We start from the raw sequence: 25,099 nt of genomic DNA, 5'->3' as shown, positions 1-25,099 counted from the left end.
AAGACGAATCTGCATTATTTTGCAGATTCGTCTTTTTTCTTCGGCATTTCAATTGGAATAAAGATGTTTGAAAAACCAACACAAACATACTTATAATTCTCTCCGCCTAAATCAAACTCTGTCGTATATGTTGAGAAGAAAATATAATCATTTCGCTTTGTATAATGCTCAATTAATAATCCAACTTGTGGTTCAACATACTTATTTGCCAATTTTTTTCCCGCCGATGCTAAGTCGCCAAGTATACCCTCTTTGTTTTCTTTCTCAACCTCTTCTAGCTTCTTACTCACATCATTACGCTTCATAAATTGTTTTGCTGCCCAATCCGTATATTCTCCCTTACCCGGATTACTGTTTGCTAAATAAACTAAGAGAACAACAGCTAGAGCCATAATAATATACTTTTTCTTCATGCTATATCACCGCCTACTCTTTTCTATTTTCATATATATGTACAAGCGATGCAAATTAGAAAGACTATCATCTATTGATTGTAAACGAACCTTGAGACTCCCACGACTAAAGTCGCAAGCCCGAATCCTTACGGATTTACGGGTGGGATTCTTGAATGACTAAACGTTCGCAGTCCATTTCTGTTTTAAACAGCCTTCAAGATGAGGGCATCTCATTGCCCCTCCTAAACCAGACCATATAGGTGCTTAGGCTGATTGACTGTTACCATCAATCACAGTTGCGTAGCGAATATTCATCGCCCCAACGATATCACGATGTGTCCCAAACCCACATGGACACTTGTATTTTCTGTCTTGTGCCTTATTCTTTTCAGCACATTTCGGACAGCTTTGACTTGTATAAGCCGGATTTACATATTCAACCTGAATACCAACTAATGTTGCTTTATACGCAATAAATCGTGACAAACGATAAAATGACCAAGCGTGTAGGTTTTTTTCGTTTTTACGGCTTGTTCTTGCCGTCTGTCTTATATTCGTTAGTTGCTCTAAACGAATGACAGAAATATGATTAGCAATTGCAAAATCAATGATTTCACGACTTATTTTATGATCTTTATCTTGCATCCATCTTTGTTCTTTATCATCAAATCGCCGAATCGCATTCACTTTTTTGTCTTTGCCTAACTTCTTACGCACACTACGAAACTTACGCTTCCTATATTTATTTTGCCTACCATTCCCAAAGAAACGAACCTTGTCATCGTCTGTGATTGCTACCGCAGGGACTTTGAGACCTAGGTCTACTCCTAAAATTTTCGTCCCTGCTCTTTCATTTGTAGGAAGTGTGACAGATATTTGGGCCATCCACTTATTCGATTTCTTTGTGATACGAAGTGTACCTAACTTATGTTTTAACAAATCCAAATTGCGATTTTTTTTATCGATTAATAAAGCACGGACCTTTAAACGAGTTGACTTTCCTTTTACCTTAAACGGGATTGAAATATGAGTGGAGTCAAATGAATAATTTTGATTGTTCCATACACAAACAGGTCTCTTTAAAATCGGAATGATTTTATACTTGCTTTTCTTTACTTTTGTAGCAAATAAGCCTTTCGCGTCTTTAATTGCTTGATTCTTCACCGCACTTGGTATATTCGCTTCAATATCTTTCGTACTTTTTTTCGTACTTTCCTTTGTTTCAACCATTTCAGATATAAGTGAATTTATGAGTTTAATGTACTCTCGGCTACTTTGTTCCAATAAACGAATTTGTTCTTTTGTGGGAAGCAATTTCACTTTCACTGTTAGGGTCTGTGACATACGTTTCACCCCTTTGTTTTTTGATTCTCAACATACTATTTTATTGTCTCATTTGATACATTTCCAGCAGTAGAAACAAAATGGGAACGCGTCTATAAACTTTGCAAGTGCTTGTGATGAGGGAATTCTTCTCTCAAACACTTTGATGTCACTCCTTTTATTTTTGCCATTGTATCAGCAGAACTAAGTGTTGACAGTGTATTTAAAAACAAATGAACGTGGTTAGTATCCTATTCCATTGCGATACTAACAATATCAAGATCGTTACATATCTCTTCAACCAACACTTTGCAACCTTCTTCTATAATCATTTATCATAGTTACAATGTATCATTTATTTCCGAAAAATTACAACAAACAGGCCCAAAGAAACTACCTATTCTTTGGATACTTAAAGTACCACGAACCTTACGATTTTTAGTGGTACTCAGTATCCAACCTCACTTTCATCCCATGCCTAAAGGCAATGGGCTTTCTCGTTCGGAAAGGGCTGTAAAAATTTACAATACGAAACAAAAGATTAATAATAACTTTACATAATTCGTATATAATTATATTCAGAATAACAATTTTTATAAGGGAGGATTTTAGAATCATGGATAATGAGAATGATATTTTTATTTCTAGTTCTACAATGATGCTCGAACCTTGCAAACACCCTTATTACCGGACAAAAATTATCGACAGTAGCGGAAACCCTCTGTACTCTTGCCAAACAGCTATCCAACTCATAAAGAAATCTTGTCTAACACATGTTCATTCTACTTATCAAGGTAGACGTCATGCAGTCCAAATAAACTTTAAGCTCAAACAAAATGTTCCAATTCCGATTAATCACAAAGAATATATTTGCGTTTTCCCTACAGAATCTCCTTCTTCTCCAAACTGCATTTGGTTGTTCTATAACCATATAGAGGAGATAGAGTTTCCCCAAAAAACTAACAAAGCAAACATTCATTTTTTTAACGGAACTACCATAACAATACAAATAGGCTCTCATAAGTTACAGCAACAATTTTTGAAAGCTGGACATATATTATCCCGAATGAACATAAAAGATTCACTACACTTAAAAAACCCCTTGCCACATTTACTGCCTTAAAGTAAATAGAATGGAACGCAATATTTCCTTTGCCTTCCATTCTACTTATTATTCTTATCCCCTTACACTATCTCTCATTTTCTCAAGTGCTTGTCGATATACCCATCTCACTTGATAGTACGTCATCCCCATTTCAGAAGCTATCTCCCCCATATTTTTCCCTGTAAAAAATCGCTCTGAAATGATATGCTTCTCCCTCTCATCTAACACACTCATAAAGTCCTTCGCCCTCGTTCCAGCATCGTCACACTCAAATTGTTCCTCATACTCGTCCGTGCATACATAGCGCTCTTGCACTACACATTCTTTCTTCAACCTCTCCAATATATAACCCCGTACCGTTACAACAGCATAAGCAGGGAAACTACCTTTCTCCTCCTCATACCTTTCATAAGCATGCCAAAGACCAATTAAACCACATTGATAATACTCTTCATAATCTTGGTAAATATTTAACCTCTTTATTTGATTTACAATCATGCCTTCATACAAAACAACCGTATCTGAAAAAGTCGCTGGCTTCACACAGTGCCCGTTTCTAAAAGGTATACCTCTTTAGTATTCCGCGGTACCTCTACAATATAAAATGAGAAAGGAAATTTCATTGTGGGTAATTTCAAATACTGCTGCCGGAATTTGAAATTACACTAGGCAGTATTTGAAATTCTAATAGGGGTATTTGAAATAGGGGTAAAAATAAAAAAGGTGACTCTAGGGAGAGCCACCTTTTTCATTTTATTATTGGAACATACCTTTTACCGCACCAAATCCAATAGTTAAGATAAAGAAGACAACCATAAGAATTGTTGCTTTCTTTTTACTTAAACCAGCCGTAATTTGAAGACCTAACCATGTAATAACAAACCCCCAAATTGTGAACACTTCAATATTATTTGCAATACCTTTTGCAACGCCACCACTTGAAGCGAAAATCGGTCCTAAACCAGTATACATTTCTTGTCCTGATCCGCCTAAAACAAGTGCTAAAACTGTGTTTATTAATAAACCAAGTAATGAAATAATGCTTGAGTACACACTGATTGTTAATAATTTCTTATAAGAAGTATCATTGCTCATTAACATCATAAATATTTTATACACTGCTGCACTAATAAAGAAACTAATCGCCATACCAATAGCACCAAATACTGCACCCGTACCAAACGACATTATAGGTGTAACGCTAACACCCAAATCCTTATTCATCTTAATCGCCTCAGGGGTTAGGGAGTACACATAAGCAGCAAGGCCTGCAACAAGTCCACCTAATAAAACAAGTATCCAAAATGCACCCCATACCGCATTACTCGTCTTCATTCTCTCAAACTGTAAGCCAGGAGAAGTAATCATTCCAAACAATGATGGCTTCTCTCCTTCAACCTTTTGCGTATTCAAATTTGCTTCCATTATAACGCCTCCTTCTATTTATATAACCCGTTCTAACGGGCGGTTCACATCCTCATTTAGAGGCTACGAACCGCCCACTAGAACGGTAATGTGCAGTAGAGGCTCCCTCTACTACAACTTATTCATAACGCAGTGCTTCAATCGGATCTAACTTCGCAGCTTTGTTCGCTGGAATTAATCCGAAAATAATACCTAGTGTCATAGAGAACAGTACGCCTCCAACGACAACTTCCCATGAAACGAGCGGTGGCCACTTCGCAAATGTGGAAACGATATATGCCCCGCCATACCCAAGACCGATTCCAATTAAACCACCTAGAAGCGTTAACATAACTGCTTCAATTAAAAACTGTAATAAAATTTTACTACGTGTTGCTCCAAGCGCTTTACGCACTCCGATTTCACGCGTACGCTCCGTTACAGATACGAGCATGATGTTCATAACGCCAATACCACCAACGACTAATGAAATACCAGCGATACCACCGATGATCATCGTCATGATATTAGTAACTTTAGAAACATTTTCTTGGAACTCTTTTAAATTCACCAGTTCATATTTACCTGGAATTTCACTTGGCTTACGACTATTTAATACATCAACAGCTTGTTTCCCTGCTGATTCTAAATTGTCTACATTTTTAGATTGAATTGCTATACTTTGAATCTCATCTGTTCCGTATAAAACAGGCCATAAAGTAAGGGGAATTAACGCTTCTTCCATTTCAAATCCCATAAACTCATTATCAGATGTATACACACCAATAATTTGCATTGGCTGCCCCTTCATCTCAATAATTTGTCCAACTGGGTTTACGTCCTTAAATAACGTCTCTTCTGTTTTTGTACTAATCATCACAACGTTATTTGCATGAGAAATATCGGATTCATTTAAAGTACGTCCCTTTACGACCTTTACTTTATTAACCGCAAAATATTCATTATCAAGACCAATAACATTTAGATTTGCTTTTTTATCATTTACATCAAGTACCTCTGAATTCTGGTTTGTCGTAATAACATGTGAAACATCTTTCACTTGTTTTACTTCCAAAATATCCTCTTCAGTTAACTTCGGTATTTGAAATCCACCTATAGCAAACTCATCATTAATATCTGGTTTAAACTGAATTGGCATAAGGTTATTACCACCGGAACCTGCGAATTTCGACTTCAGCATCGCTTCCCCGCCTTGCCCAATCGCAACGACAGTAATAATAGAACCAACACCAATAATAATACCGAGCATCGTAAGAGCTGAACGCAGTTTATGAGCTAAAATAGAAGATAGGGCAATTTTTATACTATCTAGTAAACTCATACTGCACACCTTCTATCTTCTGTAATTTTCCCATCTCGCAGTACAATGCGGCGGGAAGAATACGCCGCTACCTCTTCTTCATGCGTAACCATAACGATCGTCGTACCTTCTGCATTGAGCTTCGTGAAAATATCCATAACTTGTGCACCAGACTTCGTATCGAGCGCACCTGTCGGCTCATCGGCCATAATGAACGTTGGATTATTTGCAATCGATCTTGCGATAGCTACACGTTGCTTCTGTCCACCTGATAATTCGCTAGGTAAATGGTGTACTCTATCTGATAATCCAACTTTTCCAAGCGCTTCAAGAGCTCTTTGACGACGCTCTGCTTTCTTCACTCCACCGTAGATGAGCGGAAGTTCAACGTTTTCCACTGCGGAAAGACGCGGCAGCAAATTAAAGTGCTGGAATACAAAACCGATATATTCATTACGAATTAAAGCTAGTTTTGACTCGTCTGCTGTTAAGATATTCACATCATTCAACATATATTCACCTTCTGTTGGACGATCTAAACAACCGATAATATTCATAAGCGTTGATTTACCTGAACCAGACGGTCCCATAATCGAAATGAACTCACCGCTTTGAATCGTTAAACTAATACCATGTAAAATCGGCACTGCCAATTTACCTTGATAATACGTTTTAGAAATATTATTTAACGTAATCATTTTTCTTTCACTTCCATTCCGTCATACACGTCGTCGGAAGGATTTTTAACCACCTTTTGCCCCACTGTTGCGCCTTCAACAATCTCTGTCCAGTCTCCATCAGTAGCACCTTTTTTCACATTTTGTTTACGAAGCTTTCCTTTCTCTTCAATATAAACAAATGCATCTTCGCCTTTTTCTACAATGCTCTTACTTGGAACAGCAATCATCGTCTTATTCTCTAAATTTACTTGCAGAGAAACGTGATAACCTGGAGATAAACCATCTTGGCTATCAAGACTTGCTTTATATGTATATTGAGACATATTTTGAGTTCCCTCACCAGCAGCTTGAGCCATCTCTGCACTCGTTGGGAATTCACTTACTTCCGTAATCTTACCTGTCCACTTTTTCTTATTATTTGCTTTCGCAGTTACAGTGAACGTTTGATCTTTTTGAATTTGTGACTTTTGAAGCTCTGTTAAAGTCCCTTGAACTTGGAACGGGTCTTTAGAAGCAACTTGTAAAAATGCTTTCCCTTGACCACCTAACGCTTGAGATGAACTTTGTGCCGCATCTTTGTCTAACTTTTGTACAACACCAGTGAAATTACTATAAATCGTAAGTTCTTTCTGTTTTTTACTTAACTCTTCTTTTTGTAACTTCCCTTTTTCTTTCTCAAGGTCAGTTGTCTTTTGTGCCATTTCTAACTCACTTACTTGCTCTTCCATTGGGTCTGTTACTTCTTTCCCAGCCCCGCCATCTTTTACCTTCTTAATTTCTTTCTTCAATGAATCAATCTTCTTTTTCCCTTGATCGTAACGCATATCAGCCATCTTCTGATCAAGATCAGCTTGCTTCATTTGAAGATTAATTTCTTCATTATCATAAGAGAATAATTTCGTTCCCTTTTCTACCTCTTGTCCTTCTTTCACTGCGATATCTTTCACTTTTCCTTTAGTCGGATCTGCATAGAAACTTTCAATATTCCCTGGCTTCACCTGACCCGAAATTAACTTCGTATTATTAAGCTTTCGCTCTGTCACCTTCTCAAAGCTCACAGCATCAGTCGTTGTTGCTGCGCCTTTCTTCTTGCCTTGCATTACAAAAATATTAACTGCTGCAACAATAACAATTAGTGCAATAACTCCGATGATAATCCATTTCTTCTTCTTGTTTGGAGTACGAACCGTATTTGGTAACATATTCTCGCTCCTTTTTATATCTTATAGTTTAATAGATATTTAACTATATAAAACTTTCTGAAAACAAGAGTTTCAATTACATTGTTACACTCATTTTACAAAGTTTTACACAATCATTTATATTGTAACAAAAATACCAATGATTAGAAATATGACATTCTATCTTTTAAGATAGTTTTAAGGAAAAGAAAAATCCAATTTAAATTAGTCTTTTTGTATTTAGATGATACATTTTCATCTTACACAACATCAATTGCATGCTCCCTCCTTTACTAAAGAACTTCCTACTAATTTGAATTATTAAACTAAATTCCCCAATTGTATCGCCCTCATTTTTGTCATATATATTTGACATTTTATTTATCCAAGTGTAGAGTGTCATATATATGTGACACTTTGGTACACGAAGCCTACAACTATTAATAGGAGGTTTATATTTGAATAACGTTAAAAACTATCGAAAATCTGAAGGCCTGTCTCAGCTAGAATTAGCTAAAAAAGTTAATGTGGCTAGACAGACAATAAACTTAATTGAAAACAAGAAATATAATCCTTCTTTAGCTTTATGTATCGAATTAGCAAAAGCGTTAAAAACAGATTTAAACAGCCTATTTTGGGAGGGAGATTAAATGATGAAAATTGAATGGAAAGAAAAAGTTTATAATAATTTTATTGGAACAATTAGTGAAAGAGATGAGTATCAAAAACAAGAAATCAATAAAGAATTAGCTATAGCTGGAATTGGTTTATGGTGGTTAAATATGTTGGTAATGCTTATTATGTTACTCGTCGATACTATGAACCATACAATATCTATAGGTACTATATTTATTTTTCTTATTAATATGATTTATGCTAATTATTTAATCTTTAAATTGAAAAAAAAGGGCCTAAATGATACTGAGTGTGCAACAGAAGAAGAGTATTTAAAACATAAAAAGACATTAAAAAAAGCTGGCTTAAAAGCAGGTGCACTTTGGGGATTCCAAATGTTTGTATTTATGACTTATATCCTTCCTTATTTAGGTTCAGAAGAAATCTCTGTCTCTTTATTTGATGTTGTACTTTGGGGCTGTGCTGGGGCTTTTTTCGGTCTATCCATGTATGTAATTGCTTTATTAAATCTAAAAAAATTATATTAAATAACTAGCCCCTTAGTAACTGAAAGTGCTATTTATTATATAAGCGATTTACACATAAAACTTTAATTTTACATATGGTCGTCCTTTCGATTATTAAAAAAGCGATCCAAAATAATAATTGGATCGCTTTCCCGAATAAACTATTACGCCACTTTAGGACCTTTTCTCTCATGTCCCATTTGAACAATCAGTAAGAAAATTGTTGATAAAACACCGCCTGCTAACAGTAACATGAAACAACCATCCCAGCCAGAACGATCAACAATAATACCAATTGCTGCGTTTGCTACGAAGCTTCCTCCAACATAACCAAACAGACCACACATACCAACTGTTGTACCTACTGCAAATTTCGGTACTAATTCCATTGCACTTAAACCGATTAAAAACTGTGGTACGTAAATTAAACAACCGATAACAGAAACTGCAATACTTACAACAAGTATGCTAGTTGCTTGCCAATATACAACCGTACCAACAACAACCCCAGCCATACTAATAACACATAATGGCATACGTTTCCCTTTGAATAATTTATCACTTAAAAAGCCGACAATTAAAGAACTTGGAATCGCTGCTGCCTCAAATATTGAATACGCTGCATGCGCTTCTGTTTTTGTAAAACCTTTAACTGTTGTTAAGTAAATTGGTACCCAGTTAATAACACCGAAGCGAATTAAGTAAACAAATGCATTGGCAATACATAAATACCAAACGAACTTATTTGTCACTACATATTTCATTAAAATTTCTTTTGGTGACATCTTGTTAGCATTATCTGCTTTTTCAAGATCTTCATAGTCATTACGATACTCATCAATTGGCGGAAGACCTTCAGATTCTGGTGTATCCTTCGCATTAATCCATACTAGAACTGCAATTACCATAACGATAATCGCTGGGAAAATAAATACCCCGCCCTGCCAATGACTTTCACCGAAAATACCTACCCCAATTCCAATGAATGGCGGAACAAGTAATCCACCAACGTTATGTGAAATATTCCAAAGACCTGTTTTCGTACCACGTTCTTTCTTTGAAAACCATTTCGTCATAACAATACTACACGGTGGTGCTCCCATACCTTGTACAATACCGTTTAGAACAAGTAATGTTAAAATCATCCCAAAGGAAGATGCAAAACCGAAACAAATATTAACAAGCCCAGATAAAAATAAACCTACTGCAATAAATCGTTGAGCAAAAGCCTTATCCGATAAATTCCCCATAAAGAATTTACTAAGTCCATAAACAACAGCCATTACTGCACCTAATAACCCGATTTGTGTAGTGCTAAATCCGTACTCGTCTACTAAATACGTAGTAGATAAATTAAAGTTACTACGCACTAAATAATAAGCAGCATACCCAACTGAAATTCCCATTAGCACACGAATACGTAATAATTTGTATACCCTGTCAATCATATCCGCCGGCAATCTCTCAATTGCAGGTGCTGGCTTAAGCCATTTAAACATATTCTTTCGTCTCCTTTTCTCACTGCTGAGAGAGACGCTGTCTATTCCATATCTCGATTATTCCACTATTTGATATATTTTTGTTCGTCCTTCTAACCGGCTGACCTTCTATTTCTTTCTGATTCTTCGCAAACATCGTTGGTACGCCAAACGAAACTTTTTCTAAAATGTGCCCCGCTTCTTCTGATAAACAATAATCAATAAATAAGTCCGCAATAATACCACTCGGTGCACGCTTCAGTTTCGAAATCGCATTAACAGATAATCCTGTTTGCTCAGGTTCATTACTTACAATAGGAAAGCCTTGTTTCTGAAGCATTCTCTGATCTCCCGCAAAATTGATACCTATCATATATTCACCGCTCGCAACCAGTTCTGCGGGCATATAACCATTCACCGTCACTTCACCAACTTGCCTTGCAAGATTCTTAACATACTCTTTCGCTTCTTCTTCACCTAAAGTATCAATAAGTGATTGAAACAAAGTATATGCTGTGCCGGAAACATTTGGATCAGGCATTGCAATCTTACCCGTATATACCGGATCTAATAAATCTTGCCACCTTGATGGATAGGGAAGACCGAGCGGCGCTATTTCTTCATTCCACCGCTCTTTATTAATCGCGATTGCCAGTTTCTCCACTTCATAACCGTACCAATAACCATCTTTATCTTTAACAGTCTTTGAAATACGATTCGCATGCTGGGTCGTAACAGGAATAGAAAGGTTCTTTTGCTTCATCATTTGATGCGCATCTACTGTGCCGCCAATAATAATATCCGCCTTCGGATTTCCAGCTTCCTCTTCTACTCTCCGAAGAAGTTCTTCTGTCGATAGACGAATAAATTCATATGTACACCCGCGTTGTTTACAAAATGACGAAAGTAAAGCTTCACCAACTTCCTCGCGGGCCGCCACATACGCAACAAGATGACGATCATCCAAAATAGGGAGACCACTTTTATTATATTTAATAGAGGTTGTATCTCGAGAGCAGCTAGACATCGCTCCTCCGATTACTAGCAAAAAGAAGAAAAAGGCTATCTTTCTCATGACACATTCTCCTTTACAAGGAATTCTGCTAGGGAGCCCTTCATATACATGACATTCCCGTTATTATCACCGAGATATTGCACAACAAAGTACGATGGATACACAGAAATAGTTAGAATATCCTCCCGCTCATTCTTTACACGTTTGCCTGTTTTATAGGCAGTAATATAAGCAATCGGCTCATTCTGTGATTGTAATAATTTCTGAATTTCTCCGTAATCTGTAATTTGCTTTGCGTATCGAATAGAATCAAATATTTGCGTAAGATCTATAGTACGTATTACATCCCCTTGCCTCACTACAACTTCCTTTGCCTCCGCAAAGAAATTACTAATGCGCTCTGGTGTATAATACAGACTTAACAAATACGTTTGAAATGCTGAGATCATCGGATCCGTGCCATTCTTTCCGTATACATTAGCCTCGTACTGGAACAAGTCACCTACTGCAAAAGTACGTTTATGTCCATTCAAGTACGTTACTTCTCCAGTAAATACTTGTTCTTGATTCCTCGCTTCTCTCGGTTCTATTCGAATTCGGTCAAAGAATGAAACAATCGTATGCAAACGAACTTCATCCGTTACAACAATTTCTCCCCACTTCTCATGCCTTACTTTCACTTCAGTAGGAAGGGATTCATTCACTCTTTGTAAAACGGCTTGTTTGTCATCCACAATTGTAATTCGATTATATATTTGCTTCTCAATAACATAAAACAAAATAAGAGAAACAATCATACAAAAGACAAACATAAGAATTTGAAATGATAGCCTTTTCATTTCTGCCTACCTCCAAGATAAAAAAACGTTGTTTCGAAAATACCGCATAATTGTTTCATAAATGTATCATTTAACCGCTTTCAAGTTTTTTATGTCTTCCATCCGTCTCGGAAGTAAAAATGTCATACATATTGTAGTTCCCATTTCTTCACTACTCTCAATTCGCATACTTCCACCTTGCTTCTTCATAATCTCCTGACAAATGTATAAACCATAGCCATTCCCGTAACTAGAAGGAAGCACCTTCCCTTCCGGAGACTCATTCCACTCTGCAAGCACACCTTCATCCATACCGATGCCATCATCATGAACAAAAACCTTTGCTTCCTGCTCATTTATAATTACATTCATACGAACTTGCGTAGCATCACTATATTTAATTGCATTATCAAGCACATTCAAGAAAATTTGCTTCGTCTTATCAAAATCCGCAACGACGTGTACTTCCGTTAACTCATTCATAACTTCAATTTCAAACTGCTGCAACCTCAGTTTCACAATCGAAACCGCTTCTTCTGCCAATTCTTTAATATTCACGACTGTAGGTGACACTTCAAACGTACTCTTCCCGTACTTTGAAGACTTAAGTAATTCCTCTACAAGTGATAATAGACGCTCACTTTCTACAGACACATAACGGAGGCTCTCCTGCACATCCTCCTTCGATTGTAACTTCGGAATTAAATCCACATAACCGATAATTGCCGTAAGTGGTGTTTTCAGCTCATGCGTAATGCGGTCCAAGAAATCTTTCTGTTTCTCTTTCTCTTCCTTCAGCTGCTTAATATGCAGCTCAATCCCATCAGCCATCGCATTAAAGGACGCTGAAAGCTGCGCAATTTCCACATACTCATTTAGCTCAATCTTACTTTCATAATCTCCATTCGCAAGCCGATATGCCATTTGCCTTAACTGATCAATTGGTTTATGGAGAGACTTCGCCAAACGAATCGCAAAGAAAATACCAGCAGCTACTAAACAAAGCGACGTCATTAAAAACGTCCAACTTACATTTGTTAAAACTTCCTTCTCATCCGTTAACTCATTTATAAAACGAATACTTCCAATGACATCGTTTCCATAATAAACCGGACTTGAAAACAAAAGAATTGGAGCTGGGTCTCCCTCCTCGAAAACATAAGATTTCTTCCCCTTCAAAGAACTCTCAATGTCAATATTCCGATGAAGTAATGCTCCTTTTTGAGTATCTGCAACAACATCCCCATTCTTCCCAATCATCTGCACCCGGACATCCATTCGCTTCGCTAAATACGAAGCAATTAAAAGCGAATTAGGACCTAACGTCTCTACTTCTGCTTCCTTCTCTAAATAATTCATCGTATAAATTTGCGCTTCCACACTTAACTTTTCTAAGGAATCTGCCGCATTATGATACACATTCTTCTCCAGTGCAATATAAACCACCGCATACAAAAGAACAAGAATTGGAATCAACAATCCAACTATTCCAAACACCATATTTCGTTTTAAAGACATATCATCACCTTTTAGCAATCAAGCTTATACCCAACACCATAAATTGTCTTAATATACTCCCCGCTCGCGCCGAGTTTCTTCCGAAGCCTTTGCACCATAATATCAACCGCTCTCGTATTTCCGATATACTCAAACCCCCATACCTTCTCGAGTAACTCATCCCTCATGAATACACGCTGCGGATTCGAAACAAACAACTGACATAAATTAAACTCTCGGTACGTTAACTGAACCTCCTGTCCACTCACATGAAGCTTTCGTTCCTTTGGACAAATAAGTAAATCACCAGCCCCAATCACCTCATGATTTAAAGGAACCTCCTTCTTCTTCACGCGCCGCGCCATATTCTTCACCCGAAGAATAAGCTCCGCATAATTAAAAGGCTTCGTCACATAATCATCAGCTCCAAGCTGAAGACCAAGTAACTTATCATTCATCTGACTCTTCGCTGTCAACATAAGCACCGGAATATCACGATCCTTCTCCCGGAACAAACGTAATAACTCATATCCATCCGTATCAGGAAGCATCACATCTAAAATAAGTACATCTGGCTGCTCATTCCATCTCTCTAAAGCTTCTCTCCCATCAGCCGCCGTCAATACTTCATACCCTTCCATCTCTAACTGCATCCGAATCAAATTACGAATACTCGATTCATCATCTACTACAAGTATTTTCATCATTCTCCTCCTCTCGTCCTGTATTATAGTACAGTTTAGTATAGCAAAAATAAAACAAAAAAAGAGAGGGTATTGTCGAACATATGTTGTCGACGGTACCCTCTCTCATTTATTATTTAGCTACAAAATAATCCGTTACATATTGTGCCCAAACTTCATGTCCCTTAGCACTTGGGAAACCGAACTCTGTTTGTAAGTACGGTAAAATCGCTTTCGTTGTTGCATCAGGCCATGCTCCCCAATGATCAACATATGCATAACTATTTTGCGTCGCAAATTGTTTTAATGCTTCAATCGCTTTCGGATAATTCTTCGCACCATACACTGGGTTTGATGGTTGAATCATAATTGTAGCGCCTTTTGCACTAGTAGAAAGTGCTTGCACAAACTTCTGTGTACTCGCTACTGAATTTCCATTACCAGTTTTTCCGTTATCAGTAATAAATGGTGGCTCAAATAAAATTACATCTGGATTTTCTTTAGCAATCTCTTTATCACGTTTATTCTTGATTAATTCCTCTGTACTTTCACCCTTATATTCCTTTACCGTCACATTCCATAAACCTTTACCGTAAGAAGCCTCTAAATTAGCAGTTAACTTAGCTGCCCAAGCATCTTTTTCAGATGAAGAAGCCTCATCACCAACAATAACAAGATTTACTGCCTTTTTATCCTGAGCAGCTTTCTTTAACTTCTCTTTCACTGCATCTGGCAAGTTCTTTGCGTACGCTTCATTAAAAGATGATTTTGCATCTTGCTTTTTCTCTTCTGTTTTCTCTTCTGTTTTCTCTTCTGTTTTCTCTTCTTTCTTCGCACCGCTATCTTTCACTTCAGCCTTTGTTTTCGTTACTTCACTCGTTTGTCCTGTTGCATTCGCAATCTTTTTATTCCAATACAATTTACCGCTCACAATCGAAGCAACAAACAATACAAAAATAAATAGGACAAGAACTGCTTTCTTATTCATCGATTCACCTCATCTATTAATCTCACAATATATAATACTAATATAAACCTACGCAAAAATAAACCCAACTCCTTCCAAAGGAGTTGGGTTCAATACATATTACTTAGTCAATTCAAGATGTGCTTTTAACTTGTTCGTTATATCTTGTTTTGCTGCATCTGGAACATAGTAGTACCAAATACCATCAGCGGCTTTATGACCGTCACCTGGGATTTGAATTTCTTCACTGTTCTCCATACAATCTTTATAGTTCTTTTGAATATCAAACATTTGATCTTGTGTTAAACTTGTTTTAACGTTTTTCTCAATTGCTTTTAGTACGTCACCATAGCTTGCTAGTGACGATACGCTTGCACCTTTTTTAATTACTGCCTGGATAACTTGACGTTGGCGCATTTGACGACCGAAGTCACCGCGTGGATCTTCGTAACGCATACGAGTATACTTTAATGCTGTTTCACCATTTAAATGGATATTACCTTTAGCAAAATGTTGATCCCTTGATGTAAACTCCAAATCGTTATTTACATCAACACCACCAACAGCATCTACAATATCTCTAAATCCAGCCATATTTACTTCAATGTAATGATCGACTGGTACATTAAGAAAATTCTCTACTGTTTTTACAGCCATATCAATGCCACCAAAAGCATAGGCATGGTTGATCTTATCTTTTTTACCTTTCCCTACAATCTCCGTATAAGAGTCTCGTGGGATACTCGTAATTTTCATAGATTTTGTTTTTGGGTTTAAGGTAAATAACATAAGTGAATCGGATCTACCTGTTCCATTATCTTCTTGATCTACACCCATCAATAAAATAGATATAGGTTTATTATCCGCAATCTCTGCTTTCTTATCTCGTTTGTCAGACTTATCACGATCCAAAGGCTTATGCACTGTATTTAACGTATTAGATACATTAGAGTAAATAGTATATGCATATACACCACCAGCAACAACAAGAACACCAATGATACCTAGAATCCAAAATAGAATCTTTTTCTTCATCGTTTTTCCTTCTTTCAAGTAACAAATTAAATAACTTTATTTTTATCAGGTATTATTCCATATAAAACTATACAGATTTACAAATCATTTGTAAATCACTAATTCCCCCACCATCTTACAAATTCTTAAGAAAATCTTTTAACGCTTTTTTCCAATCTTGGAACGATTCAAATCCATTTTGTTCAATCATCCCTTTATCTAGCACCGAATATTTAGGGCGTGCAGCAGGCCTTGGAAAATCTTCTGTCGTTAGCGGATTAACCATTATTTCAATATTAGATTGTTCGAATATCTCTTTTGCAAACTCATACCACGAACACACCCCTGAATTAGAACCATGGTATATCCCATATTTATTAGTTTGTACAAGATTAATAATAAATCTCGCTAAGTCAGTTGTATAAGTTGGTGAACCCACTTGGTCATGAACAATCCCTAATTCTTTCTTCTCCTCTGCCAAACGTAGCATCGTCTTCACGAAATTATTACCATATAAACCAAATACCCAAGAAGTCCTAACAATATAATTTTTTGAACAATACTCTTGTGTATACTGTTCTCCAACCAATTTCGATTTACCGTATACAGTCTGAGGATTAGTTTGATCATCCGCTTTATATGGTTCATTTTTTGTTCCATCAAAAACGTAATCAGTACTTACATAACAAAACTTTGCCCCCACTGCTTCAGCAGCTTTCGCTAAATATTTCGTTCCTTCGGCATTGACATTAAAAGCAGCTTCTTCATCGCTTTCCGCTTGATCTACTTGTGTATATGCTGCCGTGTGAATAATAATATCCGGCTGAATTAATAATACTTTTTCGCTTACTTGTTTTTCATCTGTAATATTTAACTCTTCTCTGCCGAGCCCAAAGACTTCCCATGTCTGTTCTTCTAATAAATTTACTACATCCTGCCCTAACTGTCCTTTAGCTCCTGTTACCAATACTTTCATATTTTATACCTCTAATCTATTATCATATTGATTCTTGAAGTATTCTTGGTATTCTCCAGAAATAATATTTTTCCACCAATCTTGATTTTCTAAATACCATTTAATAGTTTGTTCAATGCCTGTATCAAAGTTATACTTTGGTGACCAACCTAATTCTTCACGAAGTTTTGTCGCATCAATTGCGTAACGACGATCATGACCTGGGCGATCTGTAACATACTTAATTAGAGATTCTGGTTTATCCAATGCTTTTAAGATTGTTTTTACGATTTCAATGTTTGTACGTTCATTATTTCCGCCAACATTGTACACTTCACCATTTTTTCCTTTATGAAGTACTAAATCGATTGCCTGACAATGATCTTCCACATGTAACCAATCACGTACATTTAAACCATCTCCATATACAGGTAATTGCTTATCATTCAACGCGTTAATAATCATTAGAGGAATTAACTTCTCTGGGAAGTGGAAAGGTCCGTAATTATTTGAACAACGCGTAATATTTACAGGCAATCCAAACGTTTCATGATAGGCGCGAACTAATAGGTCTGCACCAGCTTTACTTGAACTATATGGGCTATTTGATGCTAAGGGTGTTTCTTCCGTAAAGTAACCAGTTTCGCCTAAAGTTCCGTATACCTCATCTGTTGAAACTTGTAAGTATTTTTTTACTTCTGCATTTTTAGCAGCATCTAGTAATACTTGTGTACCTTGAATATTCGTTTGAATAAAGATATCAGGATTTGTAATACTTCTATCAACATGCGATTCTGCTGCAAAGTTTAATACATAATCAAACTTTTCCTCTTTAAATAATTGATTAATAAACTGACGATCTGCTATATCACCTTTGACAAATTTATAATTAGATAATCCCTCAATATCTTTTAGGTTTTCTAAATTACCTGCATATGTTAACGCATCTAAGTTTACAATATTGTATTCAGGATACTTCTTCACCATATATCGAACAAAGTTACTTCCAATAAACCCTGCGCCACCTGTTACTAATAACTTCATGTTATTCCTCCTTATTTCTCGTACACAAAATTAATATTTGCTTCTTCTAATAGTGGATGTTTAGTATCCTTTTCTGAAAGAATCGGTTCACTTACCGGCCAATCGATTCCTAATGCTGGGTCATTCCATAGAATACCTGCATCATGATCAGGAGAATAGTATTCATCTACTTTATACGCCACTGTTGAATTCGGTACTAATGTACAAAATCCATGCGCAAATCCTTTTGGCACAACTAATTGGCGCTTATTATGTTCACTTAAAATAACACCAATCCATTGACCATATGTAGGTGAGCCTTTACGAATATCAACAGCTACATCATAAATAGCACCTGTAATACAGCGTACTATCTTTGTCTGTGCTTTAGGATTTAACTGAAAATGTAATCCACGTAATGTTCCGGCTGGTACTGATAAAGATTGATTATCCTGAATGAATTCATACTCCAAACCAAGTTTATCAAACACATCTTTATTATAACTTTCCATAAAATATCCACGATGATCTCCAAATACTTTAGGCTCTAAAATAACTACATCCGGAATCTTAGTTTCAACAATATTCATTATACGTACTCCCTTATTGATAAATTGGTTGTTTTTGTTTACTTTGTTCTGCCAATCGAATTAAATATTGACCGTATTGATTTTTTTTCATCGGCTCCGCTAAGTCTAATAGCTGCTCACGTGTAATATATCCTTTTCTAAAGGCTATTTCCTCTAAACAAGCTACTTTTAAACTTTGACGTTTTTCAATTGTTTCAATAAATTGAGATGCCTCTAGTAAGGACTCGTGCGTACCAGAGTCTAACCAAGAGAAGCCACGTCCAAGAATTTCAACATGCAACTCTTGTAATTGTAAATAAACCTTATTTATATCCGTAATTTCCAATTCACCACGAGATGATGGTTTAATATTCTTCGCAATCTCTATAACACGATTATCATAGAAATATAAACCTGTTACAGCATAATGTGATTTTGGATTTTGAGGTTTCTCTTCAATAGAAATAGCCTTTCCATCTTCATCAAACTCCACAACTCCAAAACGTTCTGGATCATTTACATAATATCCAAAGACAGTTGCCCCTTCTTGACGTTCTACGGCGTTTTGTAATAATTTTGTTAAACCGTGTCCATAGAATAAATTATCACCAAGAACAAGAGCTACAGAATCATTACCAATGAACTCTTCTCCAATAATAAATGCCTGAGCTAAACCATCTGGAGAAGGCTGCACAGCATATTCAAGTTTTATCCCAAACTGTGAACCATCTCCCAATAACTCTTTAAAACGAGGTGTATCCTGTGGTGTAGAGATAATTAAAATTTCTTGAATACCAGCAAGCATTAATACTGATAATGGATAATAAATCATTGGCTTATCATATACAGGTAACAATTGTTTTGATACCGCTTGTGTAAGTGGATATAAGCGTGTTCCACTACCTCCAGCTAGAATAATACCTTTCATAAATTACTCGCACTCCTTTATATATATCATAGAAATAGGGAATAAATCTGTCTAGATTCATCCCCCTTCTAATTTTTGTTATGACTTTAAAAATAAAGATTCATAATCATTTACAATTTTCTCCCATGAGTATTCATAGATAATTCTATCTTTCGCCTTACTACTCAATTCATTAATTTGTTCTTGTGAATATCGCTCAACTTCATGAATTAAGTTAGCTAAAGAGCCACCTTCTTTAGAGAAATAAACAGCTCCTTCTTCCCCAACCTCTTTATTAAACACCACATCTAGAAGCATATTTAATTTTGTAGAAGCCAATGCTTCTAATAATGATGGATTCGTTCCACCTACTTCATGCCCATGGAAATATGCAAATGCATTTTCACGAACTTTCTTCAATAATTCTTGATCATATACAGTTCCAACAAACTTAACACGAGGATCCTTATCAAAATTCGTCTTTGTCAATAAGTCTTGATAAAATTGATTTTGTTCAACGTTAGAGATAATAACAAAGTCTTTTGTAGAATCTGATTTCATAAATTCACGAACCATTAATTCATAGTTATTCTCTGGAACAAAACGACCAACTACCAAATAATATTCATTAGTATTTATATCATATTTCTTATACCATTCATTTAATTTTACATCATTGTCTTTTAAAGATGATGACGTAACATCCGCACCATAAGCAATAAATGCCGTCTTAGGGTTATATTGTTTATAATCTGTTTTAATATATGACTCAATTCCTTTGGAATCGCATACTAATAAATCTGCATTTTTAACCATTAACTTCTCGGATATTTTCCAATATGTTCTGATAGCAGGGCTCCATTTACTTCTTTTCCACTCATGTCCATCTGGATTTACAAATACTTTTACACCCATTTTTTCTAGCTTATTTTTATAGAAAGAAAAGAATGGACCAATACGACAAGCAAGCACGTAGACAATGCAATTTGTAAGATTATTTCTTTTAATGTAACGGATGCACTCTTTTAAACTCAAAATATCGTACGCTACTGCTTTAGCACTACCGATTTCAGGTGTTTTTACATTAAAGCATCTTGCATTATTATGCTTGAACTCATCATTATTATTAGCTAGGCAAGATACGTGATACTGCATATCTTCACTTTGCTTTCGAGCTGTTAAGTATTCTACAAATGTTTCGAATCCACCATATTTTGCGGGAATCCCTTTGGATCCAATTATAAATACATGCCTCATTTATTCTTCTACTCCTGCTCTTACCTCTTGATATAGGTTTATTATTTCATTAGTATGTTGTTCCATGATGTAAGGAAATTTCATTTTTGATATATTTTCATTTATTTTCTCTAATACCGCGGGATTGTCCAATATTAAAGACAATTTATTCGCAAAATCATTTCCATCAGCCTTATAAATAAATCCAGTTTCTCCATCTTCTATTAAGTCCTTAAATCCGACATGTTCGGAAAGCATGATAGGAACACCATAAGATTGAGCCTCTAGGCCAATAAACCCAAATGTTTCCTTCCAAATGCTCGGGACAATTAACAAATCAATTCCACTAAACATTTCTTTTAGTTGACTGTACTCATATCGCCCATGAAAAGTATAATTCTTTGGATTATAGGTTTCTGGATCATTTATAAAATCACCATATACATTTAAATGCCAATTTTCATATCCATTTTCATTTAAAAGGTCCAATGTATCTTTTAAAGCATAAAAACCTTTATATGCGTCTACAGGACCCAAATATCCACATCTTAAAATTGAGTTATTTTTCTTTCTATATAAACGCTCTTGGCGATGATCATAAATATCTTTATGACTAATGGAAATCACTTTTCCTTTTACATCTAAAAAGCTTTCGAACTGCTCTTTTGCAACGGAACTATTGAAATGAAAGTAGTCTACCAATTTCAATATGTCTAAATAATACTCACGTAATTCTACATATTGAATTGCCAGACTGTCATCCGATTTTTTCACCTCATCTGTGATATGAGATATCTCTATATTCTTTTTAGTTCGATTCTTTTTCAATCTTCTTAGTACCTTTACAATTCTGCTATCTTTTAAATAGCGATATGGATAAGATTGCATAGCATACATCATTGGCATGCTTAAAGCATTAGCATTACATGACAGGCAACCACGGCCCAAATCAAAATCATTACAGATCTGTCCTTTTGCATCCATTAAATTTACTTTAGGACAAAGACCAAAATAATCATGTGTAGTAAATACTATTTTTATAGATAACTCTTTTGCTACTTCAAAAAGTTCTTTATGAATTCCCATTAAAGTATGCACATGAATAACATCCGGGCCTATCTGTTTTAAAAAATCTACATAAGTACTTTTATCTATTTCCTTCATAAATAACTGCGGTTGATTGATACCACTTAGCAAAGAAATAGGTAAAGGGTTTACTAATTCGTAAACCCCTATACCTTCACATGCTTGATTTTTTTTAATAGCCACTTTTTGAGAAATAGTGAATTTTCCAGGGTATAAAAGAAATACTTTATGCTCACTAGATTGCTCAAGCATTAAATCTGTCGAGTACTTTGTTAAACCACCTGTACGATATGGTGGTAAACCCAGTGAGATATGCAATATTTTCAATTTGTTCTTCCCCTCATTTCAAGACGACTTTTAACGATTTTCACTGGATTTCCGACGGCAACGCTATATGCTGGAATATTTTTATTTACCAGCGTATTTGCGCCTATAACACACCCCTCACCAACTTCTACTCCATCTAAAAAAACTGCCCCGGACCCTATCCAACAATCATTTCCAACAGCTATTCCTTTATTCGTAACCCCTTGCTCTTTAATTGGAATATCTATTCTATCAAAGTTATGATTTTCGGAATGAAATCTCACATTTTGTCCCATAATTACATTACTGCCTATCTTTATACCACCAGCTGCTCCAAAGAAACTAAAATCTCCAATACCACTATCATCACCGATTATTAGCCCTTTACCTAAATTCTTTAAACTTCCTGAACAAGCAACTATGGAGTGTGAACCTATTTTTACATTATTACCTATTTTAAGCCCATTTTTAGATAGACCATCTAAAAGTACATAGTCTTCTAATGTGACACCACTCCCAAATTCAATTAAATTCTTATTCTTTAATTGAACTCTCCGACCAACAAATAAAATTCTTCCACACCCTCTTAATCCAATCTTCCTATAGTATCCTCTACATAAACTAATCATTCTATGATAAATAATTTCTAATATATTTATTACACCGATATTACTATCTAATTTATATTCTTTACCCTTAATCTTAGTTATAACCTTATTAAAAAAAGAAATCATTTATTTCTCCCTTGTGAAAATAACATCCTTGCTTTTTTAACATACGCCCTCGTTCTTGCTACTTTACATTCTTTCCAAAACACATGACTATTTTTTGATTTACTAATCATTAGAGCTGGATAATCTCTTAATATTAATATCCCCATACGAATAACATATTGAATCAACATTTGAAATCTTGTTTTCGTATCAAAATGCCAATGGGCGACTGATTCGCCTTCAAGCTTTAATCTGTTTAATATATATTTCTTATCAACTTTATTTTCGTGAACCTTGTGGTAAACATAAGCTTGTGGTAAATAGTATATCTTTTTCTCTAATCTTAAAACACGATCGCATATATCAACCTCTTCACCTAAATAAAGTGTATCCCCTTGAATGCCTAAATTTGTATTAAAATATCCAATTTCATTAAAAATTTCTTTCTTAAAAATCATATTCCCCCCAAGTGGATATTCTCTCGTTTTTAATACACATGTTTCCTCACCATATTTAGTTTCCCCGATAATCGAGGCAAAATCCCCTACAAACCAATCCGGTTTTTGAAAATGCCATACTGGGATTATTTTCCCACCTGCACACACTTCCTCTGGGTGCTCATCAAAAAATTTTATAATAGAATCGATATACTCTTTACTAACTTCTACATCATCATCAATAAAGGCTAATATTGTTCCATTCGCTTCAATTATCCCTTTATTTCTAGCATGAGATAACCCGACTTTCTCTTCCTTTACATACCTTATATTAGAATTTTTTTTACAAAACTCATTTACGATCTCTTTAGTATTATCCTTTGAATTATTATCTACAATTAAAATTTCAAAAAATTCCTGCTCTACATTATTTTGTAATAGGCTTTCTAAACAATCCCCTATTACATCTCCTCTATTATATGTACAAATTATTACGGATAACTTATCCATCAATACACCTCAATTTACCTATAAATAACATTTTAATATAGCTATAAAATTAAAAAATCATTCAATTTTTTTGTTAATTCCCTGCGGCTAAACTTCCCAAAACCATTCTTATTAAAACTGGTATCTAAATTATTAGAATCCCAGTCTTCATAAATTCTTTTTAGTTCCTTTACTATGCAAGCTTCTTCGTTACTCTTTACTAAATAACCCAATTTATATTCATGAATCATATCACATAACAATGAATCACTACTAATACAGAAGATAGGCCTTTGTGCACCTATATATTCAAAAACTTTTCCGGGTAAAGCATAATTACTTTCACCATTAGTATGTGTAATTATTAAATTTAGATCTGAAGTTTGCTCTAGTAATATGACTTTCTCGTGTTCTAAAGATGAAATGATAGTAAAATTATTTACTAAATTGAATTCTTCGATTAGCCCTATGGCCTGTTTCTCTATATTTTTATCTTGAAATTTACCAACTAAATTAACATGGATATCAAATTTTTCTTTATTAATCAATTCTCCTACAGCTTTTATAAACTCTATTGGATTCCTGCTACCATAAAAGCTACCAAAATGGGAAATAACACATTTTTCTTTCTTAGAATACTCTATATCTGTGTAAATCTCTTCATCAAATCCATTAGTAATTACCACGTGGGGAGTATCTATGTTAAATTCCTCCACGTAATTTTTTTTGATATTTTCTGTTAGAAAAACAAATTTTTCTACACGTTTAACACAATTTTTTTCTAAATAGTAATAAAACCTTTGTTCTAAATCTGTAAGTTCTTTTTTATAGATTTGGTTACAAAAAATAACATCTCTAATTTCTTCAATTAACTCTATTTCGGGATGACGTTTTTTTATAAATGCCCCCAACACCAACATATCTATACTAGGAACCGTACACAAAATACTTCCTATTTTATTTTGTTTTATTTTCTTACGCACTTTAATATATGAAGATATTACCCAAAGAAATAAGGCTACAGTTTGATACGCTAATTTAATATAAATTTTCAATTTAGATGTGAGACTAATTTGATCATTCTTTTTTTCTTCAACGGTACTTAAAAAGTTGCTATTTTCCTTTTTAAAATTCTTCCTTAGTTTATGTAAATAGTTCTCACTCACAATAATATTCTCTGATTTAACTCCTTGACCTTGATACCCTTTACTTTCCTCTACTGTATTTAAACAAAATACTTCCCAATCTAATTTATTTAAATACTTAATTATAGATTTAATCCTAATAGCCGCTATTTCCACTTGTGGCGGGAAATAATTTGATAATATTAATAACTTTTTGTTTGTTTTCATAAT

At 35.1% G+C, this 25,099-nt stretch carries 26 protein-coding genes and 1 pseudogene; 3 read left to right on the top strand and 24 right to left on the bottom strand.

Going from position 1 to position 25,099, the window contains the following annotated elements:
• Positions 1–14: 14 nt before the first annotated feature.
• The 3 genes and pseudogenes from I6L50_RS06330 to tnpA all read right to left on the bottom strand — a co-directional run.
• Positions 15–413: a DUF4359 domain-containing protein gene (locus tag I6L50_RS06330; RefSeq protein WP_002034805.1), complete on the bottom strand. Its 399-nt coding sequence runs from the start codon at positions 411–413 to the stop codon at positions 15–17.
• A gap of 246 nt (positions 414–659) precedes the next feature.
• Entirely contained in the window at positions 660–1,739 is a 1,080-nt protein-coding gene (locus tag I6L50_RS06325) for an RNA-guided endonuclease InsQ/TnpB family protein (RefSeq protein WP_219300899.1), read from the bottom strand.
• A gap of 35 nt (positions 1,740–1,774) precedes the next feature.
• Positions 1,775–2,044 (bottom strand): annotated as a pseudogene (tnpA, locus tag I6L50_RS06320) (IS200/IS605 family transposase); the annotation flags it as partial.
• A gap of 290 nt (positions 2,045–2,334) precedes the next feature.
• Here tnpA and I6L50_RS06315 point away from each other — a divergent pair.
• Positions 2,335–2,841 carry a competence protein ComK gene (locus I6L50_RS06315; protein WP_219300898.1) on the top strand — a complete coding sequence of 169 codons (507 nt, stop codon included), beginning with the start codon at positions 2,335–2,337 and terminating at the stop codon, positions 2,839–2,841.
• 54 nt (positions 2,842–2,895) lie between these two features.
• Here the strand turns inward: I6L50_RS06315 and I6L50_RS06310 are convergent, their stop codons facing one another.
• From I6L50_RS06310 to I6L50_RS06290, 5 genes are all read right to left on the bottom strand, one after another.
• A complete protein-coding gene (locus I6L50_RS06310) occupies positions 2,896–3,366 on the bottom strand; it encodes a sigma-70 family RNA polymerase sigma factor (RefSeq protein ID WP_219300897.1) in 471 nt (156 codons plus the stop codon).
• 213 nt (positions 3,367–3,579) lie between these two features.
• On the bottom strand, positions 3,580–4,248 hold the full coding sequence (gene yknW / locus I6L50_RS06305) for a YknW family membrane protein (protein ID WP_098635171.1): 669 nt from the start codon (positions 4,246–4,248) through the stop codon (positions 3,580–3,582).
• A 118-nt stretch (positions 4,249–4,366) separates the two neighbouring features.
• Positions 4,367–5,569 (bottom strand): ABC transporter permease, encoded by a 1,203-nt coding sequence (locus I6L50_RS06300; protein ID WP_002089681.1) that lies wholly within the window; start codon positions 5,567–5,569, stop codon positions 4,367–4,369.
• Positions 5,566–6,246, bottom strand: a complete 681-nt coding sequence (locus I6L50_RS06295) for an ABC transporter ATP-binding protein (protein ID WP_002144795.1) — start codon at positions 6,244–6,246, stop codon at positions 5,566–5,568. The genes I6L50_RS06300 and I6L50_RS06295 overlap by 4 nt, the downstream gene beginning before the upstream one ends.
• Complete coding sequence (locus I6L50_RS06290) at positions 6,243–7,430, bottom strand: efflux RND transporter periplasmic adaptor subunit (RefSeq protein WP_219300896.1); 1,188 nt, start codon at positions 7,428–7,430, stop codon at positions 6,243–6,245. The genes I6L50_RS06295 and I6L50_RS06290 overlap by 4 nt, the downstream gene beginning before the upstream one ends.
• Positions 7,431–7,867: 437 nt before the next feature.
• Here I6L50_RS06290 and I6L50_RS06285 point away from each other — a divergent pair, with 437 nt between their 5' ends.
• Together I6L50_RS06285 and I6L50_RS06280 are read left to right on the top strand one after the other, a co-directional pair.
• Positions 7,868–8,059 (top strand): helix-turn-helix transcriptional regulator, encoded by a 192-nt coding sequence (locus tag I6L50_RS06285; RefSeq protein ID WP_219300895.1) that lies wholly within the window; start codon positions 7,868–7,870, stop codon positions 8,057–8,059.
• A complete protein-coding gene (locus I6L50_RS06280) occupies positions 8,060–8,572 on the top strand; it encodes a DUF3278 domain-containing protein (protein WP_149191067.1) in 513 nt (170 codons plus the stop codon).
• A 143-nt stretch (positions 8,573–8,715) separates the two neighbouring features.
• Here I6L50_RS06280 and pgtP read toward each other — a convergent pair whose 3' ends face one another.
• The 16 genes from pgtP to I6L50_RS06200 all read right to left on the bottom strand — a co-directional run bounded on the left by pgtP (position 8,716) and on the right by I6L50_RS06200 (position 25,096).
• The gene (gene pgtP / locus I6L50_RS06275; RefSeq protein ID WP_002034819.1) at positions 8,716–10,050 is read right to left on the bottom strand and encodes an MFS transporter; all 1,335 of its coding nucleotides are present in this window, start codon (positions 10,048–10,050) and stop codon (positions 8,716–8,718) included.
• A gap of 19 nt (positions 10,051–10,069) precedes the next feature.
• A complete protein-coding gene (locus I6L50_RS06270; protein WP_012262014.1) occupies positions 10,070–11,104 on the bottom strand; it encodes an ABC transporter substrate-binding protein in 1,035 nt (344 codons plus the stop codon).
• Positions 11,101–11,883 (bottom strand): DUF3919 family protein, encoded by a 783-nt coding sequence (locus I6L50_RS06265; protein WP_219300894.1) that lies wholly within the window; start codon positions 11,881–11,883, stop codon positions 11,101–11,103. The genes I6L50_RS06270 and I6L50_RS06265 overlap by 4 nt, the downstream gene beginning before the upstream one ends.
• A gap of 66 nt (positions 11,884–11,949) precedes the next feature.
• Positions 11,950–13,380 (bottom strand): HAMP domain-containing sensor histidine kinase, encoded by a 1,431-nt coding sequence (locus I6L50_RS06260; protein WP_219300893.1) that lies wholly within the window; start codon positions 13,378–13,380, stop codon positions 11,950–11,952.
• An 11-nt stretch (positions 13,381–13,391) separates the two neighbouring features.
• Positions 13,392–14,063, bottom strand: a complete 672-nt coding sequence (locus tag I6L50_RS06255; protein ID WP_219300892.1) for a response regulator transcription factor — start codon at positions 14,061–14,063, stop codon at positions 13,392–13,394.
• A gap of 112 nt (positions 14,064–14,175) precedes the next feature.
• The gene (locus I6L50_RS06250; protein ID WP_219300890.1) at positions 14,176–15,030 is read right to left on the bottom strand and encodes an SGNH/GDSL hydrolase family protein; all 855 of its coding nucleotides are present in this window, start codon (positions 15,028–15,030) and stop codon (positions 14,176–14,178) included.
• A gap of 99 nt (positions 15,031–15,129) precedes the next feature.
• On the bottom strand, positions 15,130–16,044 hold the full coding sequence (gene tagU, locus I6L50_RS06245; RefSeq protein WP_219300889.1) for a polyisoprenyl-teichoic acid--peptidoglycan teichoic acid transferase TagU: 915 nt from the start codon (positions 16,042–16,044) through the stop codon (positions 15,130–15,132).
• A gap of 115 nt (positions 16,045–16,159) precedes the next feature.
• Positions 16,160–16,999, bottom strand: coding sequence for a dTDP-4-dehydrorhamnose reductase (rfbD, locus tag I6L50_RS06240; RefSeq protein ID WP_219300887.1), 840 nt, complete (start codon positions 16,997–16,999; stop codon positions 16,160–16,162).
• A gap of 3 nt (positions 17,000–17,002) precedes the next feature.
• Positions 17,003–18,022: a dTDP-glucose 4,6-dehydratase gene (gene rfbB, locus I6L50_RS06235; protein WP_219300885.1), complete on the bottom strand. Its 1,020-nt coding sequence runs from the start codon at positions 18,020–18,022 to the stop codon at positions 17,003–17,005.
• A gap of 11 nt (positions 18,023–18,033) precedes the next feature.
• Positions 18,034–18,591 carry a dTDP-4-dehydrorhamnose 3,5-epimerase gene (gene rfbC, locus I6L50_RS06230; protein WP_219300883.1) on the bottom strand — a complete coding sequence of 186 codons (558 nt, stop codon included), beginning with the start codon at positions 18,589–18,591 and terminating at the stop codon, positions 18,034–18,036.
• A 13-nt stretch (positions 18,592–18,604) separates the two neighbouring features.
• Entirely contained in the window at positions 18,605–19,498 is an 894-nt protein-coding gene (rfbA, locus tag I6L50_RS06225) for a glucose-1-phosphate thymidylyltransferase RfbA (protein WP_219300881.1), read from the bottom strand.
• Positions 19,499–19,576: 78 nt separating this feature from the next.
• Positions 19,577–20,734: a beta 1-4 rhamnosyltransferase Cps2T gene (gene cps2T, locus I6L50_RS06220; RefSeq protein WP_219300879.1), complete on the bottom strand. Its 1,158-nt coding sequence runs from the start codon at positions 20,732–20,734 to the stop codon at positions 19,577–19,579.
• Complete coding sequence (locus tag I6L50_RS06215) at positions 20,735–22,126, bottom strand: glycosyltransferase (protein ID WP_219300877.1); 1,392 nt, start codon at positions 22,124–22,126, stop codon at positions 20,735–20,737. It abuts the gene before it with no gap.
• Positions 22,123–22,839, bottom strand: a complete 717-nt coding sequence (locus tag I6L50_RS06210; protein WP_219300875.1) for an acyltransferase — start codon at positions 22,837–22,839, stop codon at positions 22,123–22,125. Before I6L50_RS06210 ends, I6L50_RS06215 begins: the two co-directional genes overlap by 4 nt.
• Positions 22,836–23,765: a glycosyltransferase family 2 protein gene (locus I6L50_RS06205; protein WP_219300873.1), complete on the bottom strand. Its 930-nt coding sequence runs from the start codon at positions 23,763–23,765 to the stop codon at positions 22,836–22,838. The genes I6L50_RS06210 and I6L50_RS06205 overlap by 4 nt, the downstream gene beginning before the upstream one ends.
• A 41-nt stretch (positions 23,766–23,806) precedes the next feature.
• Positions 23,807–25,096, bottom strand: a complete 1,290-nt coding sequence (locus I6L50_RS06200) for a glycosyltransferase (RefSeq protein WP_219300871.1) — start codon at positions 25,094–25,096, stop codon at positions 23,807–23,809.
• Between the last annotated feature and the right edge of the window lie 3 nt (positions 25,097–25,099).

The sequence above is a fragment of the Bacillus sp. FDAARGOS_1420 genome, from assembly GCF_019344915.1.
Taxonomy (GTDB): Bacteria; Bacillota; Bacilli; order Bacillales; family Bacillaceae_G; genus Bacillus_A; species Bacillus_A mycoides.
The sequence above is the reverse complement of the archived record's forward strand: the minus strand, read 5'-3'. Positions and strand labels throughout refer to the sequence as shown.